Below are 15,748 nucleotides of genomic sequence, written 5' to 3' on the forward strand. Positions count from 1 at the left end.
GGAGGAAAAGCTTCCAGTTGATGCTCTTAGAGAAGCCTGAGAACGAAAGACTGTTGCTCCTATTTCTCAACGTCCTAGCCTGAAGGTCCTAAATCATCAGGTAGTTGATCAACCGAACATTGCAAAATGTGGAGCAGCGCCTTGAACTGGCGAATGGTTAGCTTCGGCTCTGCTCTGCCCACTTCCCAATTGCTGACCGTTTGCACTGTAATTCCAAGAGCGTCTGCTACTTGCTTTTGAGTCAGGTTACGAATTCGCCTTAACCTAACTAACGCAGATTCTTGTTCTAGCTCCTCGGTCATTGATGCCTAAATTGATTTATATAAAACAGATTGACAAGCAGCCCTAAATCGATTTAGATAAGGTAGAGGCTTAAATCAAACTGCCTCGTCAGAGACAGCACTGGTCAGAGGCATATCCTCACCACCTGGCATCTCTAAGTTTCTCACTATCCAAGTAATTTAAGGCATTTTAGTCCAGTCAGATGGCTGTTGGTTCTGCTTGCTTTTGAGCAGTTCAGTCATGCTGAGGCTTTGCTATGCCTATCTACCCTTGCTGCGACGCAATAGCGCGATCGCCCACTTTCCCATGCCATCCTATCGAGATTCCCTGCATCCCTGGTGCATCGTCCGCTCTTTTCCCAACACTCATACCCTGGTTGTCGCTCGTTTTCGTCGTCGCAGCGATGCAGAAGCGCAGCTGAGAGCCTTGCAACGTCTAATACCAGCGGCGACCTTTTGCATTGTGTTCGATGCAGGACAACATTCTGACCAGCCTGAAACCGAGGAAGAAGATAGCTAAAGGCGATCGCTAATCATGTCAGTGCCCAAGTGTGAGGGCGATCGCTGAACTTTCTGATGGCGGAGAACAATTTGCCTCGCTTCACAGATGCCGTGTCTCTGCGGGTGCCGCCCACCATTTGTTGTTGCGTCCATCGGCATACTGAACCGGAGCATCAACCAGCTCTTGCAAATCTACGTTGTCGAGGGCAGCGAGTTTGACCGAAATGTAGTCACCGCCAAGCTCTTCAAGGTAGCCACGTCCAAACGGGCGGACACCACAGCGTTTACAGAATAGATGATGACTGCTCTTGGTATTAAACTGGTAGTCACTCAGATCGTCTTCACCCGCGAGCAGTCGAAATGCGTCAGGCTTGATGATCACGCTCCAGTTTCGAGTCTTAGTACAGATTGAGCAATTACACTTGCCTGTGCCCAAACTTAGATCGATATCTGCTTCAAAACGAACAGCGCCGCAGTGGCAGCTTCCAGCGTATGTCTTTTTCATGGGTGCATCTCCATAACAACTTCATAAGAACTTTGCTGACCGAGTTTCAGAAAATTCTTATCCTCAACCTCTCAGGAATCAGAACAATGGTGACTCGCTTTTTCTCTCGTATTATCTCTCGCCTTAATAGAACAACAAGGTTTCCTGCGATCGCCTTTGTTGGCTTTACAGCGTTGCTTCTGCTCTGGTTTATATCTCCCGTTTTGTCTCAAGAATCGTTAGAAGAGAAGGTGTTTAACGAGGTTTGGCAAACAGTTAATGATAATTTTTATGATGACAATTTTAACGGAATTGACTGGGCAGCAATGCCAGACAAGTATAGACCTCAAATCAGGCAAGTACAAAGTCGTCAGCAGTTTGCGGAGGTCATTAATCAGATGCTAGCTGAATTGCAAACCTCCCACACCTACTTTTACACCCCAAGCGAAACTGCTTACTACCAACTTTTAGGGATTTTTCAACCTGAAATCAACGATCTACCGGACGCTGCAAAAGCACTATTTCCCAACGATAGATATGAGTACACCGGCATTGGTATTTTCACTAAAACCAGCCACGAAAAAACTTTTGTCAGCGCGATTTTGGATGGTAGCCCAGCGGCGATCGCAGGTTTAAGGGTAGGCGATGAATTACTTAGCGTAGACGGCAACCCCTATCAACCGATTGAATCATTTACAGGTAAAGCAGGACAAAACGTAACGCTGTTGATTCAGCGATCTGCTGATCCCACCAGCCAGCAAGAAATTAATGTCACTCCTCAAACATTTGACACAACGACCTTGTTCAAAGAGGCACAGCAAGCCAGTACTCAAGTGATTGAGCAACAGGGTAAACGCATTGGCTATATTCACATTTGGTCAAATGCGGCTGATCTTCATCAACAGCAGATGATGGAAGATTTGATGTTTGGCAAGCTCGCCGATGCTGATGGTTTGGTATTAGATATTCGTGACGGCTGGGGAGGAGGTTCGATCGCCTATCTCAATTTCTTTACGGGCGAGAGTCCGAGCATCACCAGTATTAGACGGGATGGAAATGCATTCATCGCCGATTACCACTGGAAAAAACCCGTAGTTCTTCTGATGAATGAGGGCAGCAGAAGCAGCAAGGAAATTATCGCCTTTGGCTTTCGGCAAGCTGAAATTGGGACTTTAGTCGGCACGACCACCGCAGGCGCAGTTGTAGCAGGACGTGGCTTTATGATGCAAGACGGCAGTTTGCTATATGTTGCTGTAGCGAATGTGTTGGTAGATGGCAATCAGAGATTAGAAGGAAAGGGAGTAACCCCAGATATTCCTGTGGCTTTTCCGTTGGAATATGCAGAGGGCGTTGACCCTCAAAAGCAGCAGGCGATCGCTACGTTAATCACTGCTATTGAACAGCAACCCTAACCATTAACCGCAATCGTTTTGTCACGAGAAGATAAGAAACAAAACAGAGTTTCCTACCCGCTGATATAGCGCTAACGCACATACTCTAGAACATGTTTTTGAGTGAAAGCCCCCTACAGCGGAGGCTTTCACTCAAAAACACTTTAATCACTCCGGGTCGAATTCCCCGTCCGCTTGCGGCGCTCGTAACGAGCGGAAGTGCGTCCCGAAGGGAAAATTCCGTAATGCTCCGTCCGCTTGCGGCGGAGATAGGAATCTTAGCGCTCCGCAATCTTTACGGTGTGCCCGTATGCGACTCGGTTATGTCGTTGCTGTCACTTGGAGGTGGCTCTGGCTCTGCACCTGAGCGAAGTGCAGCGTTCACCGTAACACTTTGAACACCCTTGATTTCTCTGGCAAGTGTCTCAATCTTATCGAGTTGAGCTTGATCAACCACGGTGCCTGCAACTGTTACTGCGCCATCTTTTGCGTCAACCGTCAACTCACTTGCAGGTAGATTAGCTTCAAGTTTTGATCGCACCTCACTCTGCAAGTCGCCATCTGCTTTCTCAGCATCACCCCCGGTTATGTCATTGCGCTGCTCAGCAGCGCGAATATCAGAATTTAGCTGTCTGCGACGTACCTCGGAAGTTGCATCGTCTTGATTAGTTTCGGCGGTGGGTTGATCCAAATCAGCTTCAGCATTAGCCGCTGAATCAGGAGCACTGCTGCTGGTTCGAGCAGTGGAGCAACCTACGGCACTGACTAACAAAACGCTACCCAAAAGTAATGAAGTTACTTTTTTCATAATCTGATCCAATGATGTTGTTAAAAACGTTTACTGCACAAACTTTGAAGGCAAATTCAAAGGCAAATTATTTGGCAGCAATGCATTAGAAATAGCCTGAAATTTCTAATACTTTCTAATGCTTTTAATGCATTGCTGATAGAACGATGCCTAAGTGCGATCGGATGGGAAATCAACTGGGCCCTCCACTCTCGGATGTCCTTGAACATTGACATCCAGTTCTTCATGACGAACGGTCTCTTCGGCATTCACAACTTCCTGGTTGACTTCCTTTCGCAAGCTAACTTCTTCTCGCACAAAGGCTTGTTTTTGAATGTTTGGTGTTTCTTCGTACATCTCCATCCGCATTACTTCGCCTTCACGGAAGTCCGCATCGCTAGGAGCTACAGCTTTACCGATTTCAGACGAAATGCGCTTAACCACAATGCGCTCTTTCTCGATTGGAACTGCAACCCTAGCTGTCTCTGTTTCAACGTGCTTGCTAACCGTTACCTCGCCTGCTTTCTGCCGAGTTTTCCCGACCCGCAGTTGTTCTTCGTAAAGCTGAACTGATTCACTATCAGTGACTGCTCGAACCGGGGTTTCAACGGTGCTACTCGGCGGGTTGATTGGAGCAGCAACAGGTTGCGCCTGCTCAACGGTTTGGGTGTGGGAAGCATCCGTTACGTTGTAAATGCCCCAGTCTTGAATGGTGTGCCGCTTGAGAACTTGTTCAGCGTGCTGAACGTCGGCATCTGTACCTTGCACCATGACCAAGTAGTCACCACGAGAAACGCGATCGCTATAGACCTGCGCTTCTTTTTCAGGAATGCCTAGCCCAACCAGCGCTCCCAGCAAACCACCTGCTGCTGCTCCAATTGCGGTTCCCGAAAGAGCCGTCGCCAGCACGGTTGCTCCAGCCCCAGCTAACATCACAGGCCCGATGCCAGGAATTGCTAAAACGCCCAAACCCACTAACAACCCAGTGAGTCCCCCCAAAGCGCCTCCTGATACTGCACCTGTTTTGGCTCCGTCATCAGCTTTGTTGCCTACATGCTCACTCACGCTTGCACCAGCAAGTTTATCAGTGCGGTCATCTCTGGCAATTACGGAGACTTTGTCCATTGGGAAGCCACTACGCTCCAGCTCGTGCAGCGCTTGTTCTGCTGCGCGTCGAGTGGGAAACGTTCCGATCGCTCTTCTGGTTTGAGTTAAAGCCATACTTCCGCCCTTTCATCTAAAGTAAACCTGTATTTCTTACTTCATGTTGGGTCAGCTTGACGGCAGTCGTGTTCCCCTAAAGACTGAGCCCAAAATGCTCGAAAGAAATAGCTTTCAGGCTAATGCCTCATATTGCTTTCAGCCCTATGAATACTTTTGTTCACTCCTTTTTCACTAAAAGATTCAGGGATGTACCCTCGCTTCCTTTAATCTTTTAGTATTTAATCTTTAACAGGAAGGAAGTAAAGTATTTAGGTAACTTTTACTTGAGGTGGTAATGGTAAGATTGAAATACTCCACACCAGAGTGTCCGCGTAGCGCTTGCACTAAGCTTGACTGCCCGATTGGGTTGTGTGATCGAAGCACAATTCAGCTCTCACAAACACAAAGCGATCGCAAACACGAAGCAAACCAATCTGATATTTTTAATCCCTAACACCGAGCTTTAATCCTTGCTTTACCTGTATGAATCCTTTGAAGTTGCGCCCTGAAGATTGCTCAGCCTTTGGACAGTTGGTGTTGCAGTATCTTCAAGACAACCCTCAAACCAACATGAGTCAGCTTGCTAAACAAGTGCATATTTCTCGTGCTGGATTGGGCTGGATTTGCCTCAAGCGCAGTGGTCCCGATGAGGAAACTGCTAAGCGGATTTCAGAGGTGATTGGCGCTGATCTACGAGAGGTTGCACGACTAGTGCATGAAAACAAAGTAGAAAATTTGTCAAATTTGGGTGGGTTAAACTACGTTGCTAAGGTGAATGGCAACAGGGTGAAGCGATTAATTCCTGTCTCTGATGCTCTCGCGGGATTAAATAGTCTTTATCAAGCATTTCATCAGGTCACAAGAAGCGTCTCACTTGCCGAGAAGCCGTCAGAATTCCAAATTTACAAGCAGTCGTTTGAACTGCTAAAAGCACACCTTCTCAAACCTAAACAGAGATCTTCTAAACATTCTGATAGCTTTAATTCGCCTGATCAAAATTGATATCTTTACCAGATTGATATCCTTGTCAGGCTGAAGCAATGCCTTGCTCAGAGGTTCGCTCCAGACACCCTGTCTCCTGACTAGCGTTTCATTCACCAATGACATGAGGAAGAAAAGCCCGTCTCACTTCCGATGCTCCCCGTAGGCTTGGCTCGATCGTCGCTGTGAACCAGGATAGATCGCCTTTGAGGAAATGAGCGTGGAGATCAACGAGCTTTCCATAGCGGTTGGCGATCTCTTGAATTGCTGTATTTATGCGCTGTAGGTTTTTGCGGGCGATCGCTGGCTCAATTCCTGAAAAATTGAGCCTATCATCTCCCAAGGTTGGATCGTACACATTACCTAGCAAAACGGGGCGAATGGGAAGGCGCTGCACAAAGGTGTCGAGAGCGTTAGCAAAGGTGGCAATTCCTGGTCCTGTATCTTGCATGAGTCCACGAAGCAGATCGTTCCCACCAACGGTGATCAGGGCAATTGCTTTTCCTTCAACCCGCACTCCTTGTGCTTGAGTGGGCAGACCCGCAACGGTTGCCCCATCAACGGCACGATGTTCAAGTCGGGCAGATCCATGTGAGGTAAGGTCTTGACCCTGGAATTCGGGAAACAGGCGATCGTCGTTCTGAACCAGCAGTTGTCCCGGATGAACACCAAATTCGTTGTATCGTCCGCAGTCTAAGATCGAATCACCGAATGTATAAAGGGTCGTCATGGTTTGCTCCTGCTGAGTGTTTTGCTCCCGCTGATTGCAGCCCAAAAGTGCCAGGAGGCTTACTCCTCCGACTGCCCGAATCAATTGTCGTCGCGTCACTCGCAACGAAGTCATCTCTATTCTCCTCCTTGTCCGACGTTGATTAAGCCGGATAGATCCGCAAACGACGGTTCGGTTCTACTCCAAAGCTGCTAGATTTGAGCCGATAATGCTCAATAAATTCATGCTGCAGCTTGCGAACATGAGCGGAGCGTGGCAGCAACTCGACTGGCTGACCTTTTGGAATCACCACTTGCTCAACGGCTAGTCGCGCTTCTTCGAGAGCATCCCACTCATCATCTTCATCACCGCTGTAAGCAGACTCGCTTGATTCCAAATCAGGCTTTACCGATTTGTCCTCTTGTCCCAATGCCTGCTGTAAGGTGCTGGCAATGTGAGCAACGGTGTTGGCTTTAACCGCATAGATCGGCAGCCCATAGCCTTCTGCCATCCGCCGTAGGTTGGCGTGTTTTCTTAAGTTTGCCTTCAGCGTCAAAATTGCATCTGCTCGTTCAACCCCACCTACGACTCGAACCGGCAATTTCAGTTGTTCAATTACTTGTTCAACCAAACTCCGACTCATTTGGTAGGGGTAAAGAGATAGCGATGTCTCTGAGTTGTTTTGAGCCGGTGGAATTGCGTCTATCTCCCAATCGCTCAGTAAGCGCTCAGGCTGGGGAATCACCACCGGTTCCGTCTCCACGCGCTGTGGAAATGGCAGCACATGCCCTGCTGCATGTCGTTTGAGTGTTGGTGTGGATGGTGTAGAGTATTGCCCACCCCGACCTGTTCGCCGCCCTAAGGGCACTTGTGGAATCTCTTGGGTAATCGTAATCTGTCCCTGCTCATTCACGGTTCTGATTTGACGCGCAGGTTGATTTCCACGCAGGAGGCGATCGACGGTGTCGGTTACACTCTCATGCACAACCCACTTTTGGCGTTCCTGCATTTCAACCGCAATCTCGAAGGTTGGAGGTGCTTTGCGCTCTAGCACACTCTTCTGGGAACCACGACGACGAGCTTCGTCATCACCTAAGGTGACAGACTGGATACCACCCACTAGATCTGATAGGGTTGGGTTCTTGATCAGGTTCTCCAACTGATTGCCGTGAGCCGTACCGACGAGCTGCACCCCGCGTTCGGCGATCGTTCGGGCTGCTAGTGCCTCTAGTTCAGTGCCGATCTCATCAATCACGATGACCTCTGGCATGTGGTTTTCCACCGCCTCAATCATCACCTGATGCTGCAACTCAGGACGCGCCACCTGCATTCGTCTTGCCCGTCCGATCGCTGGATGAGGAATATCCCCGTCACCTGCGATTTCATTGGAGGTGTCTATAATTACGACCCGCTTGTTCAGATCATCTGCCAGGACACGAGCAATTTCCCGCAAAGCTGTCGTCTTACCCACACCTGGACGACCTAACATCAGAATCGATTGTCCTGTTTCGACTAGGTCGCGAATCATGGCGATCGTTCCTTCGATCGCACGACCGACCCGACAAGTTAGTCCGATGATTTCGCCTTGACGGTTGCGAATGGCACTAATGCGGTGCAAGGTTTGTTCAATTCCTGCCCGATTATCTGCTCCAAAATGACCCACGCGATCAGTGCAATCTTGCAATTGCCCCTGAGTGACCACTTGCTCTGAGAGATACTCGGCTTGACTGGGAAACCGGGCTTCTGGTCGTCGTCCTAAATCAAGCACCACTTCAACCAAAGCGTCGCGCTGAGGATGATGATATAACGATTGCCCAATCTCCTGAGGCAGCATCTCCAGCAGTAGCTGAAGTTCGTTTGTTGTATGCATTCTATAAACTGGCGTATCAGCGCCGATAAAAGAACGTAATTTATGTTGCAAAGCTTGCTTTTACCAAGTCCCAGGTAGCAAAACGTAGCAGATGAGTGAGGACTGGGTGAACTGAGTGAATTGTATAAATGTCTTTGATTTACATCCTAGACCTAGGAATCTTGCTATAGAAGATCTTGATTGTAACAAACCTACCTTTAAAGTATTGGATGAGAACCGAACATTTTAGTGCGGATCGTGGCGTTGCTAAATGCGGGTACGACTCCCGGATCTCAATCCCCTTTGTAGGGGCATGGCATTGCCATGTCCCTACGAAATTCATGCATCAAATTAGCAGTAAGTTGGCAATGCCTGGAGCATTTCTTTCAATACAAAAGCTGCTTAAAGAAAATAAGCCAAATGGTAGAACGCACACAGGGGGAAAGCTCCCAGTTACAAAACTTTAGATGGAGCAAACTCAAGTATTGGATAGACTAACCTTAAAAGCATATTCTAAACAACACTTCCACTTTCACTATGCAATCTGAATTCTCAATGCCCTATCAGACTGGTGCAAAAATGCCTCAAAACTCCAGTCATGTTAAAAACTCCAGCAAGGCAAAACTGACGACCTCAATTTCACCTCCCAACATTGAGGGTTCTCCAAAAGAGCAAAATTGACGTTCAGGAGTGTTGCAGTATCTCCAACAGTTGCTTGGAAGGTATGCTGAGGCATTTCGCTACGAAATAGGTAGTTTGTGTGGCGATCGCCCCCATCCAGGGCTTGCTCGAAACAACCATCTTCTACAACTTGCTTTTAGGGGATTACATCCAAAGCTGAATTTATAAACCGGAAGGAAACGTTTCTGGAACTTCTGTCGCTTCAGGTTGAGCTGGGCGATCGAGCGGTTCTACTGCGTGGGTATGGTCAATGTGAATTACTGCATCAAATTGTGCCGGAAGTTGAGCTTTAAAGTAATGGCTTCTACGCTCGGTTCGGGGTGAATAAATCACCCCGATTGCCCTTTCTAGGCGTGCTTTTTGCAGTCCTGTAATCGCTGAATTCTCCTGACGTAGATTCAACCAAAACTGAGGCAGTTCAACCTGATGAAAGACTGCTTCGTAGCTTCCAGGTAAAGCCGGTCGAACTTGCTTTACCTCGACCGAATCTCCCCAATGAGAAGCTGCTGCCACGGTTCCGCTGTAGGTAGTAAAACCAATGAGGACAGCCTCTTGTCCATAACGTTCTCGCACCAGTTGCCCTACGTTCCACTCACCTGCTTTTTTCATATCGGTTGCCCGTGCATCTCCTAGGTGAGAATTGTGTGCCCAGACGACAATCTTGGGCTGTTTTCCCTGGCGGTCAAGGTGGGCAGTGAGATGATCTAATGTCTCTGCCATGTGGCGATCGCGCACATTCCAGGAACTCTCTCGATCTTGAAACATTGAGCGATAATAGGCTTCTGCATTCTTGACTAAACGGGCATTCTGTTCTGCGTAGAAAAAGTCATCTTCTGCTACACGTCCATCCCGTTGAGCATATTCTCCCCGGCAGCGCTGCAATTCCATCAATTGATTGATGGCTTCATTTTCACAGGGAGTAGTTAAGCCAAAAGTGGTCGCGTATCCGTAGCTTTGCGAGTCTTCGCCAGCCTGGTCAAAGCAGGAATAACGGTGACGGGCCTGTTTTGCTGCTTCCGGGTCAACCTGTTCTAGATATTTCAGCACGGCCTCCATTGAGGCATACATACTGTAGAGATCTAGCCCATAGAACCCTACTTTTGCGCCATAGTCAGGCAGGGTGTCGTTATATTGACGTAGCCAGTCTACGAAGTTCAATACGTCGGTATTTCGCCACATCCATAACGGAAAGTCTTGAAAATCGTCCAAAGCATCTGTTGCTGTTACATCTTTGCTAATGCCCCGGACAAAGCGATCGACCCGATCAGCGTTGGGAAAATCAGCTTCTACTGCTACTGCGACAAAACCTTTCTCCTGAATTAACTGTTTTGTCAAGTCTGCTCGCTGCTGATAAAACTCATGAGTGCCATGAGAAGCTTCTCCAATCAACACAAATTGAGCATCCCCAATAAGCTCCAGCAAAGAATTATAGTCTTGCTCGGCTCCAGTTAAGGGATGAGCAAGTTGTTGAATACTGTTTATTAGAGGGGCGATCGCTTCCGACATGACTTTCAAAAAGCCTCAATTGAATTTAGCTATGATAGTGCCTACATCAGATCAATTTTGCGAAACAGTTTCCATCGCGATGATGTTATAATGCTTCTCCTTAAATATCAGTGATGACAAAAAGCTGTGTTACTCTTTCGTGAGTTTGCTTTAATGGTATTGAGCGTCAAAAATAGCTCCATCCACCCTTAGGATTAGTGCGATTTCACAAAGGACAGTATTCAGTGTCACGCGTATTGGTAATTCACAACAGTGTATGGACCTTTCCAACTTTGAATAACTGAGAGCAATCCTAAATGGATTGTGAGAGTCCACTTTTCAAGGGGTGCCTCTCACAACCTGCTCATCTCACCAGTAATTTAGGACTGCTATAGATGTAGTGAAAACTACGAAGCTTCATGTGAGTCTAGCGACACAGACATGATGATTGATGCCAATCTTGCTATTTAATCTTGCTAGAAGCTATTTTCAACACAGCTTGTAGCAATGTATCTGGGTCAACAGGCTTGGCCAAATGCTGCTGAAATCCTGCCGCAAGTGCTTGCTGTCGGTCTGATTCTTTAGCATCGCCTGTTAGGGCGATCGCTGGCACCTGTCCCCCTTGCTCCGCCGTCAATTCTCTAATTCGGCGAATCAAGGTATAGCCATTTTCCTCAGGTAACCTAATCTCACTCACCAGGATGTCTAGTTGTCGCTTTAGAAACGCTTGCAGTGCGTCGCTGGTTGAACGAACTGCTGTTACATCTGCACCGTAAGTCTCAAACAGAAAAGCGAGAAATTGAAGGTTGTCATTCCCATCGTCTACGACCAACACCTTTAAACCGTTCAGGTTTAGATCATTATTTGAAGTCATAGAGCAGGAGCTTTAACAAAGTCTTTGAATATGGTTAATTATGCTCACTGAGAAACTCGCCTATCGTCGTCTAGCTTACCAAGCTTCAGATCTCTGTCTTTAGATAGATGCATTGCAAAGGTTAATAGTGGCAATCGCCACATTGGCGGATTAAGCGTTATCCCTGCTCTTTCCATTCCCTTTAAAGATAGATGTTGTTCAAGACAGTTCAGGCAATGTTGGAATGACTCAATCAAAAAAGGGAAGTTATGGCAATCGAAGGGGTAATTCTGGATGTGGACGGCACCCTGGTCGTGAGTAATGATGCTCATGCGCAAGCTTGGGTTGAAGCATTTGCGGACTATGGCTATGAAATTTCTTTTGACCAAGTTCGTCCTCTCATTGGCATGGGTGGCGACAAGGTTGTTCCTCGCATGGTTTCTTCCCTGAATGGCAAGAATGGCACTGGCAAGGAAATCGCCAATCGACGTAAGGAATTGATTATCAGTAAGTTTGGTGCTCAACTTCCACCAACAAAGGGGTCACGGGAGCTAGTGAAGAAGTTGCAGGCAGAGGGACTACATTTAATCATTGCCAGTTCTGCGACTGAGGAAGAAATGGGAGTTTTACTCAAGGCTGCTCAGGTCGATGATTTGATTTCGGAATTCACGACTTCTAGTGATGCAGAAGAGTCGAAACCAGAACCAGATTTGGTAGAAGCTGCTTTGGATAAAGCCCAGTTGCAGCCCGATCGCACCATCATGCTAGGAGACACACCCTACGACATTGAATCAGCAGGGAAAGCGGGTGTGGGCGTCATTGCCTTTCGCACAGGTGGATTCAGTGATGAGCAGCTTCAAGGGGCGATCGCCATCTACGACGATCCGAGTGACTTGCTAAATCACTATGAGACCTCGGCGATCGCAGGGGAGGGTTGACCTTCTGCTAGAGCTACAAACCGGGGCGACAGCAGCGCAAAACGCAACGAATTTAACTCAAAGGCTTTTGAAGCACTGGTTTGTAGTTTAAACATCACTACAGCTTCATCATTGGCTCATTCTAAGGATATGGCGCTCGCCCCTACACTCATTCCATTAGTTGGAGGGAGGCGAACAATTCATAACCATAGAATGGTTGCCAATACTCCGTTTTGGAGTAATTTTCGCGTCACTATTTAGAGTTAAACTTTCACAACTTTTTAGCACCATAACAATAAAAATGTTCCTCGCCCGGATTACGTTATCCTCACTGCGTGCGTATTGGACTCGGCTGCTCAGGCGACCCCAGGGGCGATCGCTGTCATCGTTTTCTCTGGTGTTTGCGATCGCCTTGAGCTTGAGTCTTGTGCTTTCTGCTTGCGATTCAGGTCTGTTGAATAAATATGTTGCAGTACCTTAATTTAGCATTGGGTTAGATCGAGAAAATGTGATTCGGTTAGGGCATCAAAAATATGGAACGCTGAGCATTGTCAGAATGCAGCGATCGGTCGAAGAACGACTGAAACCCCTCGGCGTTACGGTGCGCTGGAATCAATTTTCCACCGGGCCACAATTGCTAGAAGCGTTGAACGCGGGTCGGCTTGACTTTGGACATGCTGGAGAAGCTCCCCCTGTCAATGCTCAAGCCGCAGGAGCGTCCTTGCTCTATGTGGGTAGTCAACCTCCCAACCCTGTAGGCGAGGCAATTTTAGTACTCCCAGATTCTCCAGTTCGTCAGGTTGGTGACCTAAAAGGCAAAAGAATCGCATTCAACAAAGGCTCAAATGTGCATTACTTTGTGGTGAAAGCACTGGAAAAAGTCGGATTAGACTATAGCGATATTGAACCTATTTTCTTGCCACCCGCCGACGCACGAGCCGCCTTTGAGCGCAAGAATGTAGATGCCTGGGCAATTTGGGACCCCTTTTTCGCAGCGGCTCAATATGCAACTGATGCTCGAATTCTGACAGACGGGCAGAATATTGTTGCCAATCGTGAGTTTTTTCTATCTTCACAGCACTTTGCCCAAACCCATCCCGATCGCCTTCAAATGGTTTTAGATGTCATTGCAGAGACGGCTGAATGGGCAAAACCACGACCCAGAGAGGTTGCCGCTTTAATATCCCCCCTACTGGGCATTAATGTTGAGGTTTTGACACAGGTTTCTGCTCGAACAAGCTATGGTCTGAATCCCATCACACCAGAAGTTGTCGCTTATCAACAAGAGTTAGCTGACACATTTCATCGTCTGAAGCTAATTCCAAATCAGATTGATGTCAAACAAGTGGCGATGATGAATCTACAGATGAATCAACAAACAAGTCAACAACAGTCATCATCGTTAGAGCGATCGCCAGTTACCACTAACCCATGACCCCAGAAAATTGATATGCACCATTGATATGCACCGCAGACTTCCTAAAGTAGTCATAGGACAACTCACTCCTTGGATTTTGCCCATTACTTTGCTCATCCTTTGGCAAATTTTGGTGCAAATAGGCTGGCTCTCAACTAAAGTATTGCCTGCACCATCTGATGTGGTGATTGCAGGAGGACGGCTAGCTCTGACAGGAGAATTATCTCGTAACCTGATTATTAGCACCGTGCGTGCCATTATCGGGTTCTTAATTGGAGGCTCCATCGGCTTTGGTTTAGGATTGCTGAATGGTATTGCCCGTCCTGCCGAAAAAGTGTTAGATACCTCTGTACAGATGATCCGCAACATTCCCCATCTAGCCCTGATTCCACTCGTCATCCTGTGGTTTGGCATTGGCGAAGAGGCAAAGATCTTTTTAGTCGCGTTGGGTGTCTTTTTCCCAATCTATCTCAACACCTTTCACGGAGTTCGCTCAGTTGATCCAGAACTGATTGAGATGGCAAAGTCCTACGGTTTACAGGGCTGGTCTTTATTCAGAAAGGTGATTTTCCCAGGAGCATTAAGTTCAATTTTGGTGGGTGTGCGCTACGCGCTCGGTATCATGTGGCTGACGTTGATTGTGGCTGAAACCATTACCCTGGACTCTGGCATTGGCTACATGGCGATGAATGCGCGTGAGTTTATGCAAACCGATGTCGTCGTCTTGAGTATTCTTATGTACGCCATTCTTGGAAAGTTAGCCGACGTTGCCACCCGTGCGGTCGAGAAGAAATGGTTGAAGTGGAATCCAAACTACCAGTCGGTTTAAGCAGAAGTTTTAAAGCATGTCATTAATAAGAAATTAATAAAGGTGTATCACTATGGAAAGGGCAAGCGGTGCAGATGTAAAAATCATGGGTTTAACGAATTAATTGAACATGGTCAGATCAGCCTGGATATGCCTGTACCACTGCCCCGCCCCCGTCAGCGAAAATCACGGGCGTTTGTAACCTTGGCAGAAGACATTCTAGAGCGGGTAATGGGAAATCAGGTTGATTTGATGAGTGTTTAATTAGCTCAGTATTTAAGGGAAGCCAAAACCTCGTTGTAAGGGACAACGCCTGCGACAGCATGGCTCACCTGCTGAGCCATACGAGGATTCTGTTTCATCAACCAGATCAGCAAATAATTCATGAACGAGAATTTTCTAAACGCCTTGATGCGTAGACCTGCCCGTAAATTAGGCTCAAAGTGAGACTCATAGAGATATTGCCAGTTGTCTGCCACCTGATCAGGAGTACGACTCATGTTAACGGCTTGGGCAACATGAAAACCACTGAGAACCGCGTTGGCAATGCCTTCACCCGTTAAGGGATCGGTTAGATTTGCAGCGTCGCCAATCTTGAGGATTTTTCCATCCGTCACTTTGTTGCCCTTTTTAGCCGTTGCTAAAGGAAACACTTTGGGCGGTTGCTGGCTCACGACCTTGCTAAGTAACTGCTGTGCCGTTTCATTTTTCTGGATGAATTGCTTAAAAAGTTGAATCACATTAACTTTCAGCTTCTGGTATTCATCTAGCCAGACTCCCACTCCAACGTTTAATTTAATCAGGTCGTGTTGTGTGGAAACGGGAAAGATCCAACCATAGCCATTTATGCCCAAGCTGCGATCGAAATGAATCTGGGCTTCAGCCAACACTGCTTCAGATAAATCTTGCCGCTTTAGAATCCAATAGGCCCGAATGGCGATCGCATTCACTTCACCTGCATAAACCCCACGAGCATCAATGATCGTATCAAACGCATCCTCCAAGCCCTGACGATGCCAATCACTCTTGTGAACCGTCTGAGTAAGAAAATCACATCCTGCATCCGTTGCCTTTTCATACAAGAGTTGATCAAACACAGCTCTAGGGATGCAATATGCCTCTAGGTTGGTTGGTTCACTATGACCAATTTGATTGGAGACTCCTAGAAAGAAATGATGAATTGGAGCATACTCTGAAGCTAGTTTTTTAATATCGTGTGGGTAAATTCCCATCATTGATATTGCTTGAATCGATTCGATGCTGATGCCATCACCGCAGACCTTATCTCTTGGGAAACCGTGTTTGTCGATTAGGGTAACGTCGTGTCCACTTCTGGCTAAGTGATATCCGGCTGAACATCCGGCAGGGCCTGCACCTACGATCGCAATCTTAGACATCATT

Annotated in this window: 16 protein-coding genes; 7 read left to right on the forward strand and 9 right to left on the reverse strand. The window is 47.3% G+C overall.

Features of this window, described 5'->3' with window-relative positions; genetic code table 11:
- Window positions 1–74: 74 nt before the first annotated feature.
- Complete coding sequence (locus tag H6G00_RS14535; protein WP_190797288.1) at window positions 75–302, reverse strand: helix-turn-helix transcriptional regulator; 228 nt, start codon at window positions 300–302, stop codon at window positions 75–77.
- A 220-nt stretch (window positions 303–522) separates the two neighbouring features.
- Here H6G00_RS14535 and H6G00_RS14540 point away from each other — a divergent pair, with 220 nt between their 5' ends.
- Window positions 523–801: a hypothetical protein gene (locus tag H6G00_RS14540; protein WP_242042276.1), complete on the forward strand. Its 279-nt coding sequence runs from the start codon at window positions 523–525 to the stop codon at window positions 799–801.
- Window positions 802–882: 81 nt separating this feature from the next.
- Here H6G00_RS14540 and H6G00_RS14545 read toward each other — a convergent pair whose 3' ends face one another.
- Window positions 883–1,287: a GFA family protein gene (locus H6G00_RS14545; protein WP_190797289.1), complete on the reverse strand. Its 405-nt coding sequence runs from the start codon at window positions 1,285–1,287 to the stop codon at window positions 883–885.
- Window positions 1,288–1,373: 86 nt separating this feature from the next.
- Here H6G00_RS14545 and H6G00_RS14550 point away from each other — a divergent pair, with 86 nt between their 5' ends.
- Complete coding sequence (locus H6G00_RS14550) at window positions 1,374–2,678, forward strand: S41 family peptidase (protein WP_190797290.1); 1,305 nt, start codon at window positions 1,374–1,376, stop codon at window positions 2,676–2,678.
- Between the two features lie 274 nt (window positions 2,679–2,952).
- On the opposite strand, the gene H6G00_RS14555 is transcribed toward H6G00_RS14550, so the two are convergent.
- On the reverse strand, window positions 2,953–3,465 hold the full coding sequence (locus tag H6G00_RS14555; RefSeq protein WP_190797291.1) for a BON domain-containing protein: 513 nt from the start codon (window positions 3,463–3,465) through the stop codon (window positions 2,953–2,955).
- Between the two features lie 150 nt (window positions 3,466–3,615).
- Entirely contained in the window at window positions 3,616–4,665 is a 1,050-nt protein-coding gene (locus H6G00_RS14560) for a YsnF/AvaK domain-containing protein (protein WP_190797292.1), read from the reverse strand.
- 465 nt (window positions 4,666–5,130) lie between these two features.
- Between H6G00_RS14560 and H6G00_RS14565 the strand changes: the two genes are divergently transcribed.
- Complete coding sequence (locus H6G00_RS14565; protein WP_190646044.1) at window positions 5,131–5,649, forward strand: helix-turn-helix transcriptional regulator; 519 nt, start codon at window positions 5,131–5,133, stop codon at window positions 5,647–5,649.
- Window positions 5,650–5,737: 88 nt separating this feature from the next.
- Here the strand turns inward: H6G00_RS14565 and H6G00_RS14570 are convergent, their stop codons facing one another.
- The 4 genes from H6G00_RS14570 to H6G00_RS14585 all read right to left on the reverse strand — a co-directional run bounded on the left by H6G00_RS14570 (window position 5,738) and on the right by H6G00_RS14585 (window position 11,226).
- Entirely contained in the window at window positions 5,738–6,472 is a 735-nt protein-coding gene (locus H6G00_RS14570; RefSeq protein ID WP_190797293.1) for an SGNH/GDSL hydrolase family protein, read from the reverse strand.
- Between the two features lie 28 nt (window positions 6,473–6,500).
- On the reverse strand, window positions 6,501–8,207 hold the full coding sequence (locus H6G00_RS14575) for a R3H domain-containing nucleic acid-binding protein (RefSeq protein ID WP_190797294.1): 1,707 nt from the start codon (window positions 8,205–8,207) through the stop codon (window positions 6,501–6,503).
- 822 nt (window positions 8,208–9,029) lie between these two features.
- Window positions 9,030–10,373, reverse strand: coding sequence for an erythromycin esterase family protein (locus tag H6G00_RS14580; RefSeq protein WP_190797375.1), 1,344 nt, complete (start codon window positions 10,371–10,373; stop codon window positions 9,030–9,032).
- A 442-nt stretch (window positions 10,374–10,815) separates the two neighbouring features.
- Window positions 10,816–11,226 (reverse strand): response regulator, encoded by a 411-nt coding sequence (locus H6G00_RS14585; RefSeq protein ID WP_190797295.1) that lies wholly within the window; start codon window positions 11,224–11,226, stop codon window positions 10,816–10,818.
- Between the two features lie 248 nt (window positions 11,227–11,474).
- Between H6G00_RS14585 and H6G00_RS14590 the strand changes: the two genes are divergently transcribed.
- The 4 genes from H6G00_RS14590 (at window position 11,475) to ssuC (ending at window position 14,368) form a co-directional block, all read left to right on the forward strand.
- Window positions 11,475–12,143: an HAD family hydrolase gene (locus H6G00_RS14590; RefSeq protein WP_190646040.1), complete on the forward strand. Its 669-nt coding sequence runs from the start codon at window positions 11,475–11,477 to the stop codon at window positions 12,141–12,143.
- A gap of 280 nt (window positions 12,144–12,423) precedes the next feature.
- Window positions 12,424–12,603 carry a hypothetical protein gene (locus H6G00_RS34705; RefSeq protein WP_199318487.1) on the forward strand — a complete coding sequence of 60 codons (180 nt, stop codon included), beginning with the start codon at window positions 12,424–12,426 and terminating at the stop codon, window positions 12,601–12,603.
- A gap of 27 nt (window positions 12,604–12,630) precedes the next feature.
- The gene (locus H6G00_RS14595; protein ID WP_199318488.1) at window positions 12,631–13,557 is read left to right on the forward strand and encodes a sulfonate ABC transporter substrate-binding protein; all 927 of its coding nucleotides are present in this window, start codon (window positions 12,631–12,633) and stop codon (window positions 13,555–13,557) included.
- 28 nt (window positions 13,558–13,585) lie between these two features.
- Window positions 13,586–14,368, forward strand: coding sequence for an aliphatic sulfonate ABC transporter permease SsuC (gene ssuC, locus H6G00_RS14600; RefSeq protein ID WP_190646039.1), 783 nt, complete (start codon window positions 13,586–13,588; stop codon window positions 14,366–14,368).
- Between the two features lie 248 nt (window positions 14,369–14,616).
- On the opposite strand, the gene H6G00_RS14605 is transcribed toward ssuC, so the two are convergent.
- Window positions 14,617–15,747 carry an NAD(P)/FAD-dependent oxidoreductase gene (locus H6G00_RS14605; RefSeq protein ID WP_190797296.1) on the reverse strand — a complete coding sequence of 377 codons (1,131 nt, stop codon included), beginning with the start codon at window positions 15,745–15,747 and terminating at the stop codon, window positions 14,617–14,619.
- Window position 15,748 lies beyond the last annotated feature (1 nt).

The organism is Leptolyngbya sp. FACHB-541, assembly GCF_014695875.1.
In the GTDB taxonomy this organism is placed as follows: Bacteria; Cyanobacteriota; Cyanobacteriia; order Elainellales; family Elainellaceae; genus JAAUTN01.